The organism is Candidatus Chloroploca sp. Khr17 (assembly GCF_004138165.1).
In the GTDB taxonomy this organism is placed as follows: Bacteria; Chloroflexota; Chloroflexia; order Chloroflexales; family Chloroflexaceae; genus Chloroploca.
This window is the reverse complement of the sequence record NZ_RYFF01000005.1, coordinates 113,838-134,750: the sequence shown is the minus strand read 5'-3', so window position 1 is coordinate 134,750 and position 20,913 is coordinate 113,838. Positions and strand designations below refer to the sequence as shown.

Below are 20,913 nucleotides of genomic sequence, written 5' to 3'. Positions count from 1 at the left end.
GTCATCATACGCACGTTTCTTGGGAATGGTCGCCCTGGTAATAGACTGGTACATCCTCTCACTATACTGAAAATATACTCGATCCTGGGACAAAAAGAGGAGCACCGATATGGCTATGCATGCGCACCGTTGGATCCTCATCATTATGGTTATCCTCGTGAGCACCGCCTGTGGCTCGACGACAAGCATTGCTCCAACAAGCTCCCCTCAGAATGCACTAGTAAGCGCCCCCGAGGGTTCGCCCGCCGCCTTCGTGATTGACCTGCCACTCGACCTGATCAATAATCCAGCCGAGCGTGCCCAAACGGTTATCTTTGATATGCTCTCGGGTTCGGTTGATGTGCCTGAGCAATGGAACCCGTTTGCACGTGATGCGCGTCTCGACAAAGGGCTGCATCAGGCGATGATCGAGCCCCTCTTTATTCTCAACTACGAGAGTGGCGTGATCGAGCCATGGCTCGGCGAGCGTATGGATCCTAATCCAGAGCAGGATGTCTGGACGTTGACCCTGCGTAAAGGGGTACGCTGGAGCGATGGTGAGCCATTGACCTCCAAAGATGTCGTCTTCAGTACCAATCTTTTGCTCGAACATCCCGATCTCGAACTCGACTTCTTTGCCGGTCTGACCGACTGGATCGCGTCAGTCGAAGCGGTCGACGACCATACCGTACGCTTCCAGTTGACCGCCCCCAATCCGCGCTTTCAGCTTGACTTCTTCTCGGTCAAAGTCTGGGGCAGCTTCAACCTCGTCCCCGAACACATCTGGCGCGATAAAGATCCGTACACCTTTACCAACTATGATCCCGCCCAGGGTTGGCCGGTCTTTACCGGGCCGTACGTGCTCGAGAGCTTTAACGAAAACACCTTCATCTATGTCCGTGATGATGACTGGTGGGGTGTCGAGGCGGGCTTCAAGTCGTTACCAGCGCCGAAACGGCTTATCTGGACGATCGTTAATATGGAAGCAGATCTGGCTCAGGCTGTCGAACACCTCGATTCGCTTGGCAATGTCACCCTCGAAGAGTATCAAGCCATCGCTGCGCTCAAGCCCAAGCTCATCACCTGGCTCGATGGGGTGCCCTTCTCGTGGATCGACCCGTGTTCACGCACGCTCTCCTTCAATACCCTCCAACAACCCTGGGATCAGAAAGATCTGCGCTGGGCCGTCAACTATGCCCTTGATCGCCAAGAGATTGTCACCGACGCCTATGAGGGCACCACGATTGCCGCTCGCCACTTCTTCCCCGCCTATCCACCCCTCGATCGTTATGTTCAGCTCCTTGAGCAGGCCGGTCTCTATGAACAATACCCTTTGCTGCAAAACAATCCGCAGTTGGCGCGCCAGTTGATCGAGAGCCAGGGATGGAGCCTCGGGAGCGACGGGTATTATGAAAAAGACGGGAGCCAACTGAGCCTGACGATTCACGTTCACGAAGCGTCCACAACGATGCAACGTAGTGCCGAACTGATCGCCGCACGGCTCAAAGCAGTCGGGATCAACGCTTCCTCCAAAGCCCTCACCAATAGCGAATGGGTCTACCACAAGACCAATGGGGTCTTTGAGGCCATGATTGACTGGGATAGCTGTGGCTCGATCAATGAACCCTGGGCCGCAATGAATCGCTATCACGCCCGTTGGGCGCAACCCATCGGGACACCTGTCACCAACTACAATAACCAGGTACGGTGGAGCAACCAGGCCTACAGCGACCTCGTTGACCAGATGGGAGCGTTGCCGCTCGGCGATGCCCGTGTCGAACCGCTCTTTGTTGAAGCCAGCGCCATCTGGCTCGATGAATTACCCTTCATTCCTCTGGTACAATATAGGCAACTGATCTCCTTTGATGAAACCTACTGGCAAAACTGGCCCAGTGCCTCCAATGCCTATATTCACCCACCCTCATGGTGGCAAAGCATGCATGTGATTATTCATGAATTGCAACCTGTCAATGCAGAGACCAAGTAAATATAGCAGTCCTAGACGATTTATGCCTGAGGAGTGCCGGCTTTAGCCGGCTAAAGCCGGCACTCCTGTTTACAACCCATATAGGAGTTATAGTCAATAGACGACGTGTGTGACAAGGCATGTGGGTTTCGACAAGCTCAGCCCACATGCGTTGTCACAGCTCACATGCGTTGTCGGCCATATACCAAAAATCTTTGTGGACAGACTAGTAAGACCTGGCTTTTATGGATCGCGTTGCTGGCCGTTTCAAGCACCTGACCAGCCGAGGCGCAAGGCTTTTTTCTCACTTCCGCCTTGGCACCATTCGGAATCGTTTACTGCTAGCATCTATGCTATTGGTTTTACTTCCGATGTTCTTGATTGGCAGTAGCTCGGTGTTGCTGGGGCTGCGTGGTGGGCAAACACAGGTTGTCAATCAACTCGAGTCAGTTGCAACCCTCAAAGAAGAACAGATTGTGGCATGGATCCAGAGCCTGCGCATCCATATGGGAGCGATCGTCTATCCCCATCAAGTGCCTCGCCTGATTGAACCATTGCTGACCAATGAACCAGGTACACCAGCCTATACCGTGGCCTATAACGAATTGCGGATTCAGTTTGATGGGGTCATCGCATCAACCGGGCTGTTTGAAGAGGTTTTGCTCCTGAATCCTCAAGGTCGTGCGCTGGTGGCAACTGATCCCGCCAAAGAGGGCCAGGTTCACTCGCTCCAGGAATATTTCTGGCGAGGCATCGAGGGCACCTATGTGCAGTCACTCTCCTCGGCGACCGCCCAGGGCTTGAGTAGCCCCGTCGTCGTTTCACAGCCCGTCTATGACGCCGACGGGCGCGCCCGTGCCGTACTGGTTGGACGCGCAAGTGCCCGCACACTCAATGAGATCATGTTGCAGCGGGCAGGGCTGGGGGAGACCGGTGAGACCTATCTCGTCGGGCCGAATTACCTGTTGCTCACCGACTCACGCTTTGCCGACCGCCGCACCCAGATCCTGCGCCTGCATACACCGATTATGGAACAGGTGATCCGCGATCAGACCAATGGGGCCGGGGTCTATGACAACTATCGCCAGCAACGCGTCATCGGGGTCTATCACTGGCTCCCGTCACTGCAGTTTGTGCTCGTCGCCGAACAAGAAGAGACCGAGGCGTTTCAGACCATCTATGCGACCCTGCGCCTAAATATGGTGATTGCCCTGATCGCTATTTTGTTCGCGCTTATCTCGGCCCTCTTTGTCGCCCGAAGCATTGCCACACCTCTGGCGAGCCTGGCTGATACGGCCACCCGCATTGCCGGCGGTGATTTGCAACTGATCGCCCATCCCCGCCGCAACGACGAGATCGGCGCACTCACCGTGGCCTTTAACCGGATGACGGCCCGCCTGCGCGAGTTGATCGGCAATCTCGAAAGCCATGTGGCTGAACTTGAACAAGCCGAGACTGAAATTCGCCGGGTGAATCAGCAACTCGCCCGTGATGTCAAAGAACAAGAGTTGCTCAATCGCCTCAGCAGCCGTTTACAGCAAAGCCAGAGCCTTGAAGAGGCCTATGCGGTCAGTATTCCCTTGTTGCAAGAAATCTTCGAAGGCTGCGCCGGTGCCTTCTATCATCATACGGGCAAGACCGAGGTCTACCCCCTCGTCGGCGCGTGGGGCAAGCAGCCTGACCCGTATCCTGACCAGATCTGCTCAACGTGCCTGGCAATGCAAGTCGGCACCCGTTTTGTCCATCCCAACAATCAACTTGATGCCCATGCCTGCGCTCTTTGCCTGCCAATCGGTGGGCACCCGTTGCTCTGTGTGCAACTCCACGCCAATCGTGAACCCGCAGGCCTGCTGTGTCTTTATGGAGAGCCGGGTTCTGGCAACGCGGAAGAGCCACGTGAACTTTCGCTCGCGATTCGTACAGCGGATCTGCTGGCCCTCGCTCTGGCAAATCTACAACTGCGCGAAGACCTACGTGAGCAGGCGATCCGCGACCCACTCACCGGGCTCTTCAACCGGCGTTTTGTCAATGAAATTCTTGGCCCTAAATTGATTGAAGCGCAACGCCATCAGCGCTCCCTGGGCATTATGCTGCTTGACATTGATTACTTCAAACGCATCAATGACACCTTCGGGCATGATGCCGGCGATACAACGTTGCGCATTCTGGGGCGCTTTCTCAGCACGAGCTTACGTGGTGAAGACATCGCCTGTCGCTTTGGCGGCGAAGAGATGCTGCTGATCATGCCTAGCATGACCGAAGAAAATGCCATCAGCCGTGCCAACAACCTGCGTGAAGCGATCAGTAACCTCGATCTAATCCACGAGGGGCAACGTCTGCCTAACATTACCACCTCGATCGGCGTGGCAATCTTCCCCGATCACGGCCTTAACCACGACGAACTCATCACTGCTGCCGACCAGGCCCTCTACCGTGCCAAGAGTGAAGGACGTAACCGCGTCTGCCTCGCCAAACCCAGAGACGTCACAATATATAACCCGTAGGGGCCCGGCGGTGCCGTGCCCAGCGCCGGGCCCGGCACCGCCGTGCCCCTACGACGACGTTGTGTCCATCTGCGCCTCGTCAGGCCAGGGTTCCAGATTGCCGGCCCGATCACGGGCACGTACCCGAAAGGCAAAATGTTTGCCTTCATCTGGCCCAAACCAGGCCGTTGTCGCTGTCGTCTGCATGCGCCAGTCGGTCCAGCCACCGCGGGGCAAAATCCGCACCTGGACATCGTAGCTCGCGATGCTACTCGCATCGTCGGTTCCACCCCAGGTGATTTGATAGCCATTGCCCTTGCGCTCGATCAGTTCGATGCTGCTCACGGGGGGCGCGGTGTCGAGACGTGGTGCCCAGGCAAGCGCATCAAAACGCACGGTGCGCCCATTCTCATCAGTCAAATCAGTCAAGGCAACCTGAGGCTGCACCCCAACGACGCGGCCAAAACTGTAGGTACCCAACGAGACCCAGGTTCCCGCCAAAGCCTGCTGGTTAATCGTGACACTGGTCACCGCATCATCGTGGGTCACCTGATAACGCGCCGATGTGGTGGCCGGGTTCCCACAGTTCGGGAGATAGGCCAGCACCTCATAACTCCCAGCCGAAGGCAAGGATGGCGTCCATGCCGCTGCTGCCGTTGAGCGGGTGGCATCAGACGTTGAAGCGATCCAGGCATGACTGCCATTCATACCACAACTGGCATTATTCCAGCCACTGCCTTGCGCACGATACCCCTCGGCCTCATCGTCGACAACGCTTGACCCTGCTTCGGCCTCAACGGGCGGGGCAGGAACACTCGTTGGCGCAGGCGGCGGGGCAGGCGGCGCAGAGGGTGGGGGAGGATTGATCGTAATCGCCGCACCAGGGCCAGGATCGGCCCCCAGCCAGAGAAAGCTCACCTCGACCCAATCATTGCGCGTCATCAAGAGGTCGTCCCAGAAAGTTCCATCGGCAATATCGATCCCATTGGGATTATTAATCCGGCGGCCCCGTTCATCGAGGCCGCCATTATAGCCATCAAAAAAGGCCGCCTCGGCCATCGGGCGTCCAACCGGCAGATCGCGATAGAGGCGATCCGGGGTCCAATAATCGTCACGCGTATTCCACGGGCCAACATCCCAGACAGGCACCACCACACTACGACCCTTATAGGTAACCCGTACGCGATAGCGGTCGCTTCCTTTTGGGGAGAGCACCGCCCACGAAGGCAACGCCACAAAGCGGTCACGTGGCTGAATAATATGCCCATTGCCCGTCATCTCACCCACCAGGCCTTCGCGCGTGGCAAAGATACGATAGGTTGGGGCCAAGGCCTGTTGCGCCTGTTGCGGCAACGGGGCAGCCTCTACATGCGCCGCAACCAGGACAAGCAAACCTAGCAGCACAACGCTCAACCGATTGCAGAGTCTGACAAGGGTCATAACTCTACCGTCAAATGATCGAGTGACGGCAACACGGCAATCCAGACCGGCCCACTATTCAGGGTCAGTTCGGTTCCACCGGGGCCATAGATACGCAATGGCGCAAAGCCAGCGCCCTTGCGCCAAGTCGCCTCGATCATGCGACCATCCAGAAAGACCCGGGCAGAGCCTTCACCGAGCACCTGTTGTTCAATGCGCTGCTTGGGATCGCCAGGAATAGGGCGTTCGGGCACTTCCAACACAACCACATTCTTAAAACGAAGTTGCTGCCCCGTCGCTCCGTCAACATGCGGGCGGTTCTGCCGAAAATAGAGATAGCTATTGCTGATGCGGTCATACTTCCAGGCCACAAACGACTCACGGTACAAGAAATAATAGCTAAGTTGTTGGGCCTCAGGCCGACGAGCCAGGGGCAAATCTGGCTTGATCAAAAAACCCAGTTCGCTCAGATCAACCTCGGCGAGCGCTTGCGCCTCGGCAAAGGCCGCGAGTTCGCGTGTTGAAGTAAAAAGATTATGCGGAGCCTGGCGATCGCCCACGCGACGAAAATAGCGTTCCGCATCGACGCGAAGCGCATCCACATCAAGCAATTCGAGCGAGGTACGCGCCATCGTCAACGCATCGGGGGCACCGCCTGCATGCACATAAACAGCCTGCATCCCCTTAGCATACTCCACAAAATACGCACGGGCGCTGCGCACCGGGCCAATGGTGGGCAACTCGGGCGTTATGCCGGGTACAAACAGCGCCATATAGCGGGTAATGCCAAACTCGGCGAGCGCCTCAAAGACCAGCGGGGCCTGGTTGAGGCCAACCTGCGGATACGCCATCGGATGGTTATCGAGCATCACCGCATAGGGGCGTGCCGTCACTCTCCCCCGGACAAGCGTCAGTGGCGACACAGGTGGCTGGGGCTTGATGTGGTGGAGGGTAACGTCATCGGGAAAAGCCGCCAGCGCGGGGGAGGCGGTCAAAAACAGGGTACACACAGCCAAAAGGAGTAGGGTACGAACGAGGTATCGTATCATGCTGTCATTTTCTCTCCGCGAACCTAGCGGGTATTCCATGCGACGGCATTATAGCACAGGCCCCGCGCTCACCGTCGCTTCAAGACATCCACCAGTTCTTCGAGCGAGAGGGCGGAAGGCACACGTGGCGGGGACTTGGGGGTACCACAGAGCAACATCCGTTTTCCAGGATGCAAATACCAATCGGCATCAGCGTCAACGCGCTTCAAATCACGGTAGACCACGCCAAGATCGACGCAGGAACGATTCTGGGCCGCGACCCCCATATAGCCGTGACCATCGCGATAGGCATAGAGCACCGCGCCACAGCTATAGGCAAGCCGGCTTGAACCGCCATCCTCGCTTGCCATCGCAATGCCAAGGCCCCACCGTGTCTGGAACTCAAGCCTACGGTTAAACGCACGCTCAAGGCGCAAACTGCGCTGCTCATGCTCGTACCATGCATCAAGATTAGGCAACATCGCCTGAGCAACGTGATAGGGGCGATTCGGGAAGAGCGCGTTGTAGCCAGCGATGAGATCGGTAATATTAAAGAAAATCGGCTGGCGATCACCATACGCTTGAGCATTGTCAATGCGGGTCACTTGATCAACAAGACGACGTAACGCCTCGTCATCAGGGGCAACCTCACGGCGCACCAGTTCAGCGGCACTCAAGGTAGGATCAGCGGCATCGTGGTGATCAAAACGACCGCTACCGGTATCAACGTGGATGATAGATGGTTCAGCATCAACTGGCTGATCATCGAGGGTACGTCCGGCTGGAACAAACTCCAGTTCAGCGTCAGCAGCGTCACCAAAACGCATCAAAAGCCAGATCGCCACCAGACAATCGAGATCAGGGGCCAGATGGCCGACGATAACAGGTGTGTGGAGCAAACGCAAGGTTCTCTCATTCTAGGCCCATTCTAACCTTTGAGGCTTCAAGTATAACAGAGCCATGACATAAAAGTCAATCTTCATGGCATAAACTACAAGGTGCAATATGACCACGATCGGTGACAATCAATTAACCTTCGCCCTCGACTGCGCCTTCAATATGTTCAAGGCGGCAGATGCGCCCAGAGGCATCCAGCTCAATGGCGATCAAATCGATCCGCCAAGAGCTATCAAGTGGCACCTGCAACTCGGTGAGATAGGTATAGGCCAATTGCACAAGGCGCCGAGCCTTGGCGGGGCCAAGGGCATCTTCGGGCAACCAGGCCCCCACGTGGCGGGTCTTGACTTCGACAAACAGCAACTGGTCGCCCTTACGAGCGACCAGATCAAGTTCACCAAGTGGGCACCGCCAATTACGGTCTACAATCACATAGCCTGCCCGTCGCAGGTGTGCAGCCGCAGCGGCTTCACCAAACCGCCCAAGATCATGATTAGCCAAAGGCATACTTACGCCAGACATCGTGGCGTTCGAGCTCACCAAGCAGCGCAAAGGCCATATACTGGGGCTGACGAGGCGTGCTCAACAGCAGCATATGCGCCTGTTCAGGTGTGCGACCACCTTTGCGATGGTTGCAATCACGGCAAGCCGTCACCACATTGTCCCAGGTAGTCATACCACCCTGCGAACGCGGCAGCACATGATCCATCGTCAAATGCGCTCGTCCGGGTTGGGTTCCACAATACTGACACGTCTCACGGTCACGCGCAAAGACCCCCCGACGCGAGCAGGGCAACTTGAGCTTGCGCGGGATGCGAATATACCGTACGAGACGAATCACCAGAGGCACATCAAAACTGATCGCTCTGGCGCGAAGCTGAGCCTCCGCAGCCTCAACGAGTTCAGCTTTTTCCTGGAGGAGCAAGACAACGGCACGACGAACCGAGATGAGTTGCAGTGGCTCGTAGCTCGCATTAAGGACGAGAACACGCTGGCCCAAGGTGCCCACCCCCTTCAAAGAACCCTTTGTTGCTGAAACAAAAGCTCTTCGCACGGGGGTGATGCATGGTGCCCCGGCTAGAGCGTTTGATCCCAGGTCTGACAGCGCGTCGAGACAGACTGGATAGCTTGCAGTGCCACACCGATGCCGGGGCTACGACGGGACGCGGCACGATCAGCCCGGTCTGGCTGTATCATCACCGCCCCTCGGTTAGCGCCGCACCGACGCCGGACATATGCTCGCGATCCGTTGTTGATCACCTGACAGACCTTTGCTACCCTTGCCCTGCGACAGCAGGACGATGCCATTTTTGCCTACATCTTAACAGTAGCATATCTCCCGTCTGCTTGTCAAACAGCCTCTGGCATAACTTGCTCGCACGTGGGGGCCGCTTTGCAACTGGGAGCGCGGGCGGGGCCTACACGTAATCCGCATGGGACGGTGGCCCAAGAGTCACAAAACGCAAGACCACCAGCGACGCCACAAGCAGCAGGCTCGTCGCAAGCATCTCGCCGCCATCTTCAAGGAGGGGCAACACCGTTATTGACTTAAAGAGCGCATGCAAGAGATCGAGGCCAACCCCACAGAAAAAGAGGAACCCGAGCAATCCAAAGAAAATATGGGCCACCTGACGCTCACCAGGGCTACTCCGGCGATAAGCAAGCAATGTCAGAAACGCAAAGAAGCCGCCGAACGCAGCAAACGCCAGCACTTCGTTGAGACTTTGGCGGCCCATCAGGGAAATGCTCGTACCCAGAGTATGCTTGAGCCAGAAGGCGATTGCTTCATGCCAACCCAGCATATCATCAAAGAAGGTATAGAAAAAGAAAGCGGCCCCTACAAGCGCGAGCGGTGCTCGTGTACGCCAAAACACTGTCAGGAAGACAAGCGTAAGAAGAAATTCTTTCGCATATTCAAACCGCTCACCATACGAGCCTTCACCTTCAAGCAGCCAGCGCCAGTTGACTGTGGGCGAGCGTGAGTATGGCGTGCCATTGGCGGTATAGGCGATGAAGCGCGGATCGACCGTCGTACTCATGTAGATAAAGAAACTATCGAGTGCGAGCAGCAGCAGCAAGCAGAGCAGAAGAGCCAGACCAACTCGTTGTACCATAACAGCCAGTCCTTTCTGAGCTTTCCTCAAGGTTGCCGGGAACGGTTCACTGCAGCGTCATGCACCGTGTCTTGAGCGGCTCAATCCTCTGTCAACGACGTTTCCTGGTATGCGGGAGTATCGTTACAGACCACTCAATCACCCCCTACGGCTGAGCGATCATGATCCCCCTATGGCTTCACGCAGAATCAAGCCATCGATCAGGCGTTCAACGGGGGCAAGATCATCGGTAAAGGGCGTAAAACGCGCCTGGGCGGGGGTAAACGGACGCACAGGGCCAAAACGACCGTCATTGAGCGACCAGTACATCACGAGTTGCAAAGCCTGATACTGCGTCTTCGTTTCGGCGAGCGTCGCAATAGTTTCGGCATTGCGGATAAAGTTGGTCACGCCATCACCGGCTGGCGTATTGACACCAATCAGGATCGCATTGGCAAAACGCGTATCAATGACATAGACCTCGGGAAAGACAGCGAGCATCGTGGAGCCAAGGGCATTGACGAGACGATCGTCACCACTAGCCGGACGACCGGCATTGACGACGGCAACGCCCTGAGGTTTGAGGCGTGCCTTGACTTCGGTAAAAAACTCAACCGTGGTGAGGTGAAAGGGGATATAGGGTTGATGATAGGCATCCATGCCAATCACATCATACTGTTGATCAGTCGTGGCAAGCCAGTAACGTGCATCGGCGACATACGTTGTATAGAAGGGGAAGGCCGGATCGCGATCCTCGAGATCAAAATAGCGACGGCCCATCTCGACAATCCGCCCATCAATTTCAACGGCATCAATGCGCGTCTGCGGACCATAGATCGCCAGGAACTGTTTGGGAATGCTGCCAGCCGCCGAGCCAAGCATAGCAAAGCTTTGCACCTGCTGCGGATCCTTAGCGGCATAGACAAACGGCGCGACCGTAAAATAATCCCACGGGCCACCATCGGTCAGCAGATCAAGCGGATTCCCCGTCTCGCGGTAGCGGAGCCGATAGATCGAGTGCAAAGCCTGACCCTCATTGAGCATCAGGACACGGCGGGGATCAACCCGGCCACCCTGGTAGATCACCTCTTGTTCGGCCACCTGAATATAGTTATAGTTCGACTCACGTTCTGCAAGCAGGCGGCAACCCCCACAATCCGCACGCTTGATGGTGCCCACATTGAACGTATGCACCCCAAAGAGTGCCGCAACAACCGCAAGCATAAGCCCAACGCGCCAATCACGCAGCCCAACAAAGGCCAGCACGATCAGAAAGGCCGCAAAGAGAAAGAGGGTCGCACTGGAGCCAATCAGGGGTATCAGGAGGAGCACCGTCAGAAACGTACCGACAATCGAACCAACCGTCGAGAGGGCCGAAATGGTTCCGGCCGTGCGGCCTGCTTCTTCCACCCCACGGGCAGCCTCACGTAGGCGCAGACGGACCGCAAACGGACCCACGGTCGCCATCAGAATCACCGGGGCGGCAAAGAGCAACAGGACAACAAGCAGCGCCCCAACAAACCCACCTGCGGCGACCGTACGCAGCGCCCCCTGGGCAAAGAGCAGCACGGGCCGGGCAATGAGCGGAATAACCGCACACAGCAACCCGGCCCAGGCAATGAACCAGTAGAGCAAACGTTCATCGGGGTAACGATCAGCGAGGCGCCCGCCAAGCCAATAGCCCACCGCGAGATAAGCGAGCGTCATCCCGATTACCACAGCCCAGATCGGTTGCGACGTCCCAAAAAAGGGCGCCAGCAACCGTGGCATCACCATCTCGATCCCCAGCGTACCAACACCGGCCAGAAAGACAACCACGAATAAAAAGCGGTCACGACGCGCCATTTAGATTGCTCGCAGAATGAGGCTCTGGAGCAGCTGAAGCAAGAGCAGCGCCACCAGAGGTGAGAGATCAATCATACCCATTGTCGGCAAAACACTGCGGATCGGGGCCAGGATTGGCTCGGTCAACTCACGCAGGATCTGCGTCACGCGCATATTGCCCATCGGATCAATCCACGAGACGATGACCCGCCCAAGAATGGCAAACAATAAAACTTGAAAGAGCAAGTTGATAAAGGTCACAAAAAAGCCGGACATAGAGACTACCTTTCAGCAAAGATTTTTTACTTCCAAACACCGAACCAACCCAACCCACCAGTCTTAGCCCGAATACCTTGCAAAGAAGACCTCACAGGTCTGCTTGTCCGCCTTGGGGCGCCATCATCAAGACCTGTGAGGTCTCTTCTTGTCCTTCTTTGCAAAGTATTGGTCTCAGCCATTGTCATCCGCAGCCTCAGCGTGTTCGCGGCGGATACGCACCGCCGCAGCGTGGGCATACAACCCTTCAGCCTCGGCCAGGCGCTGTGCTGCGGGGCCAATCCGGGCAAGCCCGGTTGCATTGAGCCCAACCAACGAGATCACCTTGCGAAAATCATCAACATTCACAGGCGAAGCATACCGCGCCGTTCCCTCGGTGGGCATAATATGTGAAGGCCCGGCACAATAATCGCCGAGCACCTCAAAGGATTGTTCCCCAAGAAAGATGCCCCCGGCATTGCGCACCATCCCGACATACGGCCAGGTCTCTTCGAGTAACAAACAGAGATGTTCCGGGCCATACTCATTCGACAGAGCAAACGCCATTTCAAGATCGCGTACCAGCACAATCGCACCACGCTGGCTCACCGCTTCAGCCGCCGCCGTTGCATTTGGCTCGGGCAGCAATTTCAACTGCCGTTCAAGTTCGGTCTGCACCGCCACGGCGAGTTCGGGTGACGGCGTAAGCAAGATCGCGCTTGCCTCAACATGTTCAGCCTGGGCAAGCAGATCGGCGGCCACATACCGCGGATTCGCCGACCGATCGGCAATCACCAGGGTCTCAGTCGGTCCTGGCAGACTCTCGATGCCTACCGATCCATAAACCAGGCGCTTGGCCTGGATGACAAAACGATTCCCGGGGCCAGCAATTTTATCGACCCGCGGGATACTCTCGGTCCCATAGGCCATCGCGGCGATCGCCTGGGCTCCACCGACCGCAAAGACCTGATCAACCCCCACGAGATGCGCCGCAGCGAGCACAAGCGTCGAGGGCTTGCCCGTCGCCACCTGGGGGGGCGAACAGACGACAATCTGTTCCACGCCAGCCACCTGAGCAGGTACGGCCGCATGGATCAACGACGAAGGCAAGGGAGCCGCCCCACCCGGGGCATAGACCCCGACCCGCTGAAGAGGAACCACCAGTTGACCGCGCACCCCTTCGACGCTGAAATCGATCCAGGAGTTGCGGGCCTGACGCTCATGAAAACGACGAATTTCCGTGACCGACAGTTCGAGGGCAGCCCGTACATCGGGGGGCAAGGTTTCAGCCGCAGCAGCCCACTGCGCACGGGGTACGTCGATCGCTGCGGGCGCAACACCATCAAAACGCTCACTCAGGATACGTAGCGCCGCATCGCCACCCGCACGAACTTCAGCCACAATGGCGGCCACCGCTTGTGCTGTTGTCTGATCCTCATCAAGCGGTGCGCGATAGAGCACACTCTTGCGGGCAACAGCAGGATCAACAATGATCGGAATGGTCGTCATCGTTCTACCTTTCGACGCAACTCCAGCCTGACACAAAGGGACTTGCTTGTTGCTTCTATTATACAGCTTTTACTCGCAAAGCCGCTGGCCGGCGCCTCATCCCAACACCTTGCAAAGAAGGTGATTTTTTTGACGCCAAGGCGCTGTCCACCTTGCTGTCAAGGGTATGAGCGGCGTATATGCGCCGCTCATACCCTTGACAGCAAAGATCCCATCGCGTATGATGAGCCTGAAGGCGTGTAAACGATAAAACGGTCATTTTACCATGCACAAAGCAGGTAAAGACAAGGCCGAACTACTCCAGAGTGGCAAGAATTCGCTTTACGCTATGGTAAGGAAAAAGACATGAGGCAGCGACACAGATGGTGGGCAGGGCTCTTGGTCGTCCTGGCAGGTTTGATGCTTTTTGGTACCATGCCAGCCGCGCCCGCTGAGGCTCAGAGCAAGATCTATTTTCCGCAAACGGGACATTATCTTGGTGGGGCGTTTCGCTCCTTCTGGGAACGCAACGGTGGGGTCGAAATTTTTGGTTATCCCCTTTCCGAGGAGTTTATCCAGAATAGGGACGGACGAGTTGCGCAGTTTTTTGAACGGGCACGCTTCGAGCTCGATGTTGTCAACAATACTGCGGTGGTCAGCCTAGGCCTGGTAGGGCGTGAATATCTGGCGGCAACCGGGCAGGGCTTCCCCCGGCTGGCCCCGGTCAATCAGCCCGGCGTGCGCTATTTCCCCGAGACAGGTCATACCCTGCGCGGGGCATTTCGCACGTTCTGGGAACGCCGTGGTGGGCTGCCAATTTTTGGCTTTCCCATCAGTGAAGAGCTCGTTCAGGAGCTTGACGGCAGAGGCAACTATGTTGTCCAGTATTTTGAGCGCGGGCGCTTTGAACTGGTCGGGAGCAATGTGCGCCTGAGCACCCTGGGCAGCGTCCTGGTACCGTGCCAACTCCGCCTGCCCCTGCCACCGAACGCACCTCCGACTGGCCCGATCCCTGAAGGCGACCCAAGCACCTGTCCACCGCCAGTGAATTTGAATTCGCGGGTCTTCCCCGATCCGACATCACCTGGCACAGTGCAAGGCTTTGAAGCGCATGGGTATCAACCCGGCGAAGACATTGCGCTCTGGTTAAACTTGCCCAATGGCACCACACGTGCGCTGCCCTATCTGGCGCGGGCCAACAGCGATGGCTCAATCCTGATCGGCTTTCTCACCGAGACCCGCGATCCTGTGGGGCACTGGAGCATTGTGGGGCAGGGATTACGCAGCAATCAGGTGCGCGTGGCGGCCTTTGTGTTGCAACGCTAATGCCTTAAAGGAACGCAATGAGCGTTCCTTTAAGGCATTTTTTTGACGCAAAGGCGCAAAGACGCAACATTTTGAGCGGAGATGCGCTCACCCTTCGCGGCTTGGCATGAGCTTATTTGCATGGTATTGAGCCTAGGGACGTGGAAACACAAAAACGCCAGCTTAGCTGGCGTTTTTGTGTGCAAAGAGCGGCTTTAGGGACGAGCTTCCAGCAACAGGTCAACCTCTTCGGTGGTACCATTGGCACGGACAACCGTCAGCACCGCCGTATCGCCAGCACGGTAATTGAGATCGAGCAAGCCAAGCAGTTGATCGCTGTCAGCAACAGGTTGACCACCAATGGCAATAATAATATCGCCACCAGCGCGGAGCGACATCATGCCTTCAATCAACTCACCGGTACCCGCCCGCAAGCCAGCCCGCTGAGCAGGGCTAGGCGAGCGCACATCGGTAATCAAGACGCCACGATCAACGTCAAGACCAAGGGTTTCAGCCATCAGTGCATCAAGCGAGAGCATAGCGATCCCCATCCAGGGATGGTTAAAACGGCCTTCACTGATCAGGCCAGGAACAACCTTGGCCACAGTGCTCGCGGGCACAGCATAGCCAACCCCTTCAAACGAGCTATTGCCCTGACTGACCGCAATCGCCGTATTGACCCCAATGACTTCACCCCGAATATTCAGCAGTGGGCCGCCCGAATTGCCAGGATTGATCGACGCATCGGTCTGAATAATATTCGGAATGCTATAGGTTCCAATCGAACGAGTTGGGCCACGAAGGGTACGGCCAAGACCGCTGACCACGCCAACCGTCAAGGTATTTTGCTCACCAAAGGGACTCCCAATCGCGACAGCCGTCTGACCAACCTCAACCGCACGTGACTCGCCAAGGGTAAGGGGGCCGACACCTTCAGGCAGACGACGAACTCTGATCACCGCGAGATCGCTATCAGGATCGGTGCCCACCAGATCAGCGAGCGCCGTCGTCCCATCAAAAAAGCGCACCTGCAACTGTGACGACTGGGCAACCACGTGATTATTGGTCACAATATGGCCCTGATCATCATAGAGAAACCCAGAGCCCTGCCCGGAACGGACATCAGGCAAGCCAGGAATAGCCGGATGATCGCTGGGCAAACTACTGCCCAGTACATCAATGCTCACCACAGCCGGATTAGCGCGACGAAACAACTCAACCAGCAAGCGCTCCTGACTGAGCAATGGTTCAGTCAGTTCAGCGCCAAGGGTCGGCTGAGGCGGAACTGGAGGAAGCGTTGGCAGCACAGGCAACGGCGGGCGAGGGGTCGGAGTTGCCTCAAGCATCAGCAACTGTTCCTCGGTCATCAGCGCAACCTGGGTCTGAATAGCCTCAACCGTCGGATCAGGGCGTTGGCCAACCGGCATTGACGGGAGGGAACACCCGGCAAGCAGCAGACACAACCCGCAGAGAAGCAAAAAACGCACGATGCAGCCTTCCAGACTATTATTAGTAGTGTCTAACGTACCATTCCTGGCCTTCTGGAGTGCCGGCTTTAGCCGGCTGAAGCCAGCACTCCAAAAGGCAGCAGAGCGGAAAACGTACGTTACACACGCATTAGTGTCTAACGTACCGTTCCTGACAAGCTTGCAGCCTGGTGATGGTGAGCGGAGGTCCACATCCCGGGCCAGATCGAGCAGAAGAAGAGACCGGCCGCAAACCCGGCCTGAATGCCATTGAGCAGCAAGAGCCACATTGGGGCAAACCAGAGGCCCTGATAATGGCCGACAATTTCAAGGGGCCAGAGCAAAAACGGGAGCGCGCAGAGCAACAGGCGTATCGGCCAGGGCAGGCCTAGGAACCAGCCGACTACGGCGGGCGGGCGGGCACCATCAGCCGTCCAGCGGCCAACGAGCAAGCGTGCCCCCCAGAGACCAAGCGTTGCGCCCCAGCAGCGCGCACAGACAGCCATCGGCAACCCAAAGAGCAGATACGAGCGCTCAGGGGTTGGACAGACATAGATGGAGAGCAGATCGCGAGCGAGCACCCCGGCATCGCTCACCAGCGGCAACCCGGTCGCCCGGAAGAGCGGCGAGATAATCGGGCCAAGCAAGAGCACCCACAAAAAAGTATCAAAGAGCCACTGCGGCCAGACCTGGGGAGCCTTGCTACGATTGACGGCAACCATCGTCGTCATAGAATTACTTAAATCTCCTCACACCCCACCAGATCCGGGGCATACGCACCAGTTTCTCGTGGAGCTTCAAATAGGCTCGGCGGGTATGGGCGTCATAATGGTTCAAGACAATTTTATCAAGAATACCCTGATAAACACGGCTCGCCGCAGCAACCGCAAACCGGCTCTCAGGGGGCAAGAGCGCAATACCGGGCCAACTCTCATCATAGAGGCGATGGGCGCGGTCAATTTCAAAGCGCATCAGATCGCGGAAACGGCGATCATAGACCCCAGCCAGGATATCATCGGCAGTCAAACCAAACCGTTCCAGATCTTCCTGGGGCAGATAGACCCGGCCACGGCGCGCATCTTCACCGACATCGCGCAGAATATTGGTCATCTGGAGGGCGACCCCCAGCTTAATGGCATAGGGTTCTGCTCCAGGAGCGTGGCCGGTAATACCCATCACCAACAGACCAACAACCGAAGCCACCCGATAGCAATAGAGCCAGAGGTCAGCAAACGTCTCGTAGCGATTGATGGTCAGATCCATCGCCACCCCGGCGAGCAACTCATCAACAAGCTGGGGGGCCAATTGATAACGCACACGGGTATCGTACCAGGCAACAAGCACCGGATTATCGGGAACCGGGCGTGGGGCACGCACCTGTTGCACCCAAGCGGCAAGCGCACGAGCCGGATCACCCGTTGCCATATCAACCGTATCATCGGTCATACGGCAGAACGCATAGAGGGCACGTACCGCCTTGCGCACATCAGGGGCGAGAAACTGCGAACTAAAATAGAAACTCTTGGAATGCTGGCGGATAATGCGTTCACACTCGAGATACGCTGCAGCCGTCGCATCAGGTGGATGGGGCGGCCATTCATCAGAGCCAACCTGGGGAGCAAGATCAGTCAGATGAAACAACAGCGCGAGCTGCTCCTCCGCAGGCAAAGGTTGGGCTCGACGCGTACCGGTTGCGTGAAGCGCCAGTGAGGGCACGGAGTTCAGCGACACGCGGCTCTCCTTCAAACTTGAGACACACACGAAGATCACAAAGTGTTCTCTTTTCATAATACGTGAATCAGTGCCAGAAGGCAACCCACTTCTGGCCCGTAAGAGCCAGAAGTGGGTTAGAAGGGAGGGAGCGTGCGGCCCATGCACATCAACATGAGGGCGTCAGGTGCTACGCATAGCTACTTTACAGACACAAAAAAGCCAGCGACGCTGGCTTTTTTGTTCAAACAGAACACATTGGTAGGCAGAAAGCTTAGCGACTAGAACTCAACAGATCGGCAATGGTATCAACGGCTTCCTGGGCATCGCGACCAAGGAACGCACCAGGCATACGCTGGATCAGCATCGGATTCAGATTAAAGGCGCGCCCACCATAACCAAAGTGAGGCGTAGGCGGTGGAAGCGCCGTAATGGATCGTCCCGCTTCGAGGAGTTGGGTCGCCGACTCGGTGGTAGAGGCTGCAACCGCAACAATATCAGGTTGCAAATGACGCACCGTATCAATCAGATCACGAACGGGCACTTCAGGGCCAAGATAAATCACCTGCCAGCCGTGACGCACGAGGAAGACCGCGAGCATCAGAACCCCAAGATCGTGCTGCTCGCTCGGCGCACAGGCAAGCAGAACGAGGCCACGCCCGTCGGTAATATTGTAGGTATTGAAGAGACTCGAAAGCTTACGGCGCACAAACTGGGTCGCAAAATGCTCGGCGGTGACGGTGATCCGCCCGGCGTGCCACTGCTCACCAATTTCAACCATCACTGGCTGAACCAGTTTGAGAAAGACCTCTTCCATAGGATAAAGGGCAAAACCTTCACCGAGGATCTGTTCAGCGCGCGTTGAGTCAAAATCGGTCAGCGCGGAAAAGAGCCGACTGTTCAGCCGCTCCCAGGTGTGTGGTTCCGTATCAACCGCCGTACTCAGCCACGAAAGATTTGCCTCGTTACCGTCGGTCATCAACGCAATCGCCTGGCTGATCGTCAGACCTTCAGCGGTGCGATCACGTAACCAGCGAATCGTGGCAATATCGCGCTCAGAGTAGAGTCGGTGCCCACCTTCAGTACGTTGCGGCCGCGGCACACCGTAGCGCCGCTCCCAGGCACGAAAAGTATCCGCCGGGACACCTGTCTCCTGAGCAACGGCCTTGGTATTGTAGCGTGGCTTGTCAGAGAATTGAGTCAAAAAATGCTGCTGGGCCATGACTGGCTGCCTTCCTGAAAGGTTGAGACCCTGGACAAAAGGTGTTCCTTTGTCTTTGCACATTGTAGCATGATGCACAAACGGTGTCAATGAAATGCACAATTGATTCTACGGCATCAGAATGCGCTAGACGGTTCAGGAGGGGTGGGATTATATTGTAATCTCGCAACAAAAGTTGTGCATATATCACCCATCCGACGCTGTGCGAAGGTTGTGCATCACTTCAAGGCGAAGGATCGGGCGTCCGCGGGCCTCCCAGCGCTGGTAGTAATGTGATTTGATCATGCCAGTCAGGGCTGGGGACCAATGCTCGGGGGGCAAAGGGCGCAAACCTGGATGGTGAAGGAGCAGCGTTTGGAATTCGGCAAAAAGGGCCGGCTGGTCAGTCATAATGCTCAAGCGGCCCTCAGGGGCAAGGCAACGCTCCATCTGGGTCAACAGGATTGGCGAAATGAGGCGCTGATTGCGTTGACGGTTGCGCAAGAGGGGGGCAGGAAAATGCACATAGGCCATGGCGAGGCTGGCAGCAGGGATCTGGCGATAGGCCAAGCGGGCATCAGCCTGGATAAAACAGACATTGCGCAGATCCGCCGCTGCGGCGCGTTCGACCGCGCGCCAGAGCGGCTTGGCCACAATGTCGAGCCCAACATAGTTTCGATCTGGAGAGGCTGCGGCAAGGGCCAGCACGAGATCGCCAGTGGCACACCCGAAATCAAGGGCGAGCGGCTGCTCGTTGCCAAAGAGCCCCGGCGATGAGAGTGGCGGAAACTGTTCAGCGTGGGCATAGAGCATGTGCCCAGGCCAGACGTGCAGATAGCGTGCGGTAAGTTCTTCGGGCGGCGGCACTACTTTTAGGCGCGCCGGATAACGTCCACGTCCCATGTTGCTTTCCTGCTACCGTAGAAGTTGACATTTGCCAATGAAGCCACGCGATTATACCCCATGGCTTGCAATTTTGTTATAATAGCCTGCAGGGAAGCTACGTTGCCGTGAAACGAGGACGAGCCGATGAGTGACATTATCGGCAAAGAGCCAATCCTGATTGTAGGCGGCTTTGGAAGCAACTACTCGTTGTACAATCAGTTGCAGCAATTGCTAGGTCAGGTCAGCGGGCGCGTCGTCAAAGTTGCGCCGATTACCCTCTTTGAATGGAGTGGCGTCATCGCCAGTGATAGCTACGGAGCGCTGTTGCGAGTGCTCGATCTGGCTGTTCGTGATATCCTGGCCGAACAACACGCCCGCAAAGTCATCCTGGTGGCGCACAGTGCAGGTGGGGTTCTTTGTCGGATCTATCTGGGCGATCAGCCGTATGGCCCACGTCGCCTCGTGTACAATGGGTTCAACCACGTCAGCGCCCTGGTAACCCTGGGAACGCCCCATACAACGACGCGTCTCGGGCGCCAGGGTGGGCTCAATCAGATCGCGTTTGTCCAGGCACGCTATCCTGGGGCGTACTGGCGTTTCATGCATTATATTAGCGTGATGGGGCGAGGCATCTATGGGGTGCAACAGGGCCAACCCCCAGAACGCGGGGCATGGCAGAGCTATGCAATGATCGATGGGTCGGGTGAACAGTGGGGTGATGGGGTGGTGCCGCTTACCGCCGGGTTGCTTGAGGGTTCACGCAAAGTTATCATTCCCGGGCTACGTCACGATCCACGCCCTGACCTTCCATGGTATGGTACGAATGCCGCGATTGTGCGTGGCTGGTGGGAACAGGTCGAACTGGCTTTACGAGAACCAACCCAAGGTCAACGTACCTGAACGTGTCTGATGTT

At 56.8% G+C, this 20,913-nt stretch carries 18 protein-coding genes; 4 read left to right on the top strand and 14 right to left on the bottom strand.

Translation table 11 applies throughout. The features are described 5' to 3' along the window. Positions 1 to 109 precede the first annotated feature (109 nt). Complete coding sequence (locus EKD05_RS04960; protein WP_129671330.1) at positions 110 to 1,966, top strand: ABC transporter substrate-binding protein; 1,857 nt, start codon at positions 110 to 112, stop codon at positions 1,964 to 1,966. A gap of 329 nt (positions 1,967 to 2,295) precedes the next feature. Further along, positions 2,296 to 4,449 carry a diguanylate cyclase gene (locus tag EKD05_RS04955; RefSeq protein ID WP_165360589.1) on the top strand — a complete coding sequence of 718 codons (2,154 nt, stop codon included), beginning with the start codon at positions 2,296 to 2,298 and terminating at the stop codon, positions 4,447 to 4,449. A gap of 48 nt (positions 4,450 to 4,497) precedes the next feature. Here the strand turns inward: EKD05_RS04955 and EKD05_RS04950 are convergent, their stop codons facing one another. The 9 genes from EKD05_RS04950 to hisD all read right to left on the bottom strand — a co-directional run bounded on the left by EKD05_RS04950 (position 4,498) and on the right by hisD (position 13,453). Then, on the bottom strand, positions 4,498 to 5,868 hold the full coding sequence (locus EKD05_RS04950) for a hypothetical protein (RefSeq protein ID WP_129671328.1): 1,371 nt from the start codon (positions 5,866 to 5,868) through the stop codon (positions 4,498 to 4,500). After that, positions 5,865 to 6,896, bottom strand: coding sequence for a DUF3048 domain-containing protein (locus tag EKD05_RS04945; protein ID WP_129671327.1), 1,032 nt, complete (start codon positions 6,894 to 6,896; stop codon positions 5,865 to 5,867). The genes EKD05_RS04950 and EKD05_RS04945 overlap by 4 nt, the downstream gene beginning before the upstream one ends. Positions 6,897 to 6,964: 68 nt before the next feature. Further along, positions 6,965 to 7,780, bottom strand: a complete 816-nt coding sequence (locus tag EKD05_RS04940; protein ID WP_240695642.1) for a hypothetical protein — start codon at positions 7,778 to 7,780, stop codon at positions 6,965 to 6,967. A gap of 124 nt (positions 7,781 to 7,904) precedes the next feature. After that, positions 7,905 to 8,279 carry a YraN family protein gene (locus EKD05_RS04935; protein WP_129671326.1) on the bottom strand — a complete coding sequence of 125 codons (375 nt, stop codon included), beginning with the start codon at positions 8,277 to 8,279 and terminating at the stop codon, positions 7,905 to 7,907. Beyond that, positions 8,266 to 8,772, bottom strand: a complete 507-nt coding sequence (locus EKD05_RS04930; protein WP_129671325.1) for an HNH endonuclease — start codon at positions 8,770 to 8,772, stop codon at positions 8,266 to 8,268. The genes EKD05_RS04935 and EKD05_RS04930 overlap by 14 nt, the downstream gene beginning before the upstream one ends. Positions 8,773 to 9,190: 418 nt before the next feature. Continuing rightward, positions 9,191 to 9,886, bottom strand: a complete 696-nt coding sequence (locus EKD05_RS04925; protein WP_129671324.1) for a hypothetical protein — start codon at positions 9,884 to 9,886, stop codon at positions 9,191 to 9,193. Between the two features lie 159 nt (positions 9,887 to 10,045). Continuing rightward, positions 10,046 to 11,710 (bottom strand): spermidine synthase, encoded by a 1,665-nt coding sequence (locus tag EKD05_RS04920; RefSeq protein WP_129671323.1) that lies wholly within the window; start codon positions 11,708 to 11,710, stop codon positions 10,046 to 10,048. Continuing rightward, positions 11,711 to 11,965 (bottom strand): YggT family protein, encoded by a 255-nt coding sequence (locus EKD05_RS04915; RefSeq protein ID WP_129671322.1) that lies wholly within the window; start codon positions 11,963 to 11,965, stop codon positions 11,711 to 11,713. A 174-nt stretch (positions 11,966 to 12,139) separates the two neighbouring features. Continuing rightward, on the bottom strand, positions 12,140 to 13,453 hold the full coding sequence (gene hisD / locus EKD05_RS04910) for a histidinol dehydrogenase (protein WP_129671321.1): 1,314 nt from the start codon (positions 13,451 to 13,453) through the stop codon (positions 12,140 to 12,142). Between the two features lie 345 nt (positions 13,454 to 13,798). On the opposite strand from hisD, the gene EKD05_RS04905 reads away from it, so the two are divergent. Then, the gene (locus tag EKD05_RS04905) at positions 13,799 to 14,758 is read left to right on the top strand and encodes an LGFP repeat-containing protein (RefSeq protein WP_129671320.1); all 960 of its coding nucleotides are present in this window, start codon (positions 13,799 to 13,801) and stop codon (positions 14,756 to 14,758) included. Between the two features lie 194 nt (positions 14,759 to 14,952). Here EKD05_RS04905 and EKD05_RS04900 read toward each other — a convergent pair whose 3' ends face one another. The 5 genes from EKD05_RS04900 to EKD05_RS04880 form a co-directional block, all read right to left on the bottom strand. Further along, positions 14,953 to 16,224: a S1C family serine protease gene (locus tag EKD05_RS04900; protein WP_240695639.1), complete on the bottom strand. Its 1,272-nt coding sequence runs from the start codon at positions 16,222 to 16,224 to the stop codon at positions 14,953 to 14,955. Between the two features lie 137 nt (positions 16,225 to 16,361). After that, positions 16,362 to 16,934 (bottom strand): DUF2085 domain-containing protein, encoded by a 573-nt coding sequence (locus tag EKD05_RS04895; RefSeq protein ID WP_240695638.1) that lies wholly within the window; start codon positions 16,932 to 16,934, stop codon positions 16,362 to 16,364. A gap of 4 nt (positions 16,935 to 16,938) precedes the next feature. Further along, positions 16,939 to 17,934 carry a phytoene/squalene synthase family protein gene (locus EKD05_RS04890; RefSeq protein WP_240695637.1) on the bottom strand — a complete coding sequence of 332 codons (996 nt, stop codon included), beginning with the start codon at positions 17,932 to 17,934 and terminating at the stop codon, positions 16,939 to 16,941. Positions 17,935 to 18,187: 253 nt separating this feature from the next. Further along, on the bottom strand, positions 18,188 to 19,135 hold the full coding sequence (locus tag EKD05_RS04885) for a MerR family transcriptional regulator (protein ID WP_129671318.1): 948 nt from the start codon (positions 19,133 to 19,135) through the stop codon (positions 18,188 to 18,190). Positions 19,136 to 19,321: 186 nt separating this feature from the next. After that, positions 19,322 to 20,017, bottom strand: a complete 696-nt coding sequence (locus EKD05_RS04880; RefSeq protein ID WP_129671317.1) for a tRNA (guanosine(46)-N(7))-methyltransferase TrmB — start codon at positions 20,015 to 20,017, stop codon at positions 19,322 to 19,324. A 126-nt stretch (positions 20,018 to 20,143) separates the two neighbouring features. On the opposite strand from EKD05_RS04880, the gene EKD05_RS04875 reads away from it, so the two are divergent. Beyond that, positions 20,144 to 20,899 carry a triacylglycerol lipase gene (locus EKD05_RS04875; RefSeq protein WP_129671316.1) on the top strand — a complete coding sequence of 252 codons (756 nt, stop codon included), beginning with the start codon at positions 20,144 to 20,146 and terminating at the stop codon, positions 20,897 to 20,899. The last annotated feature ends 14 nt before the right edge of the window (positions 20,900 to 20,913 follow it).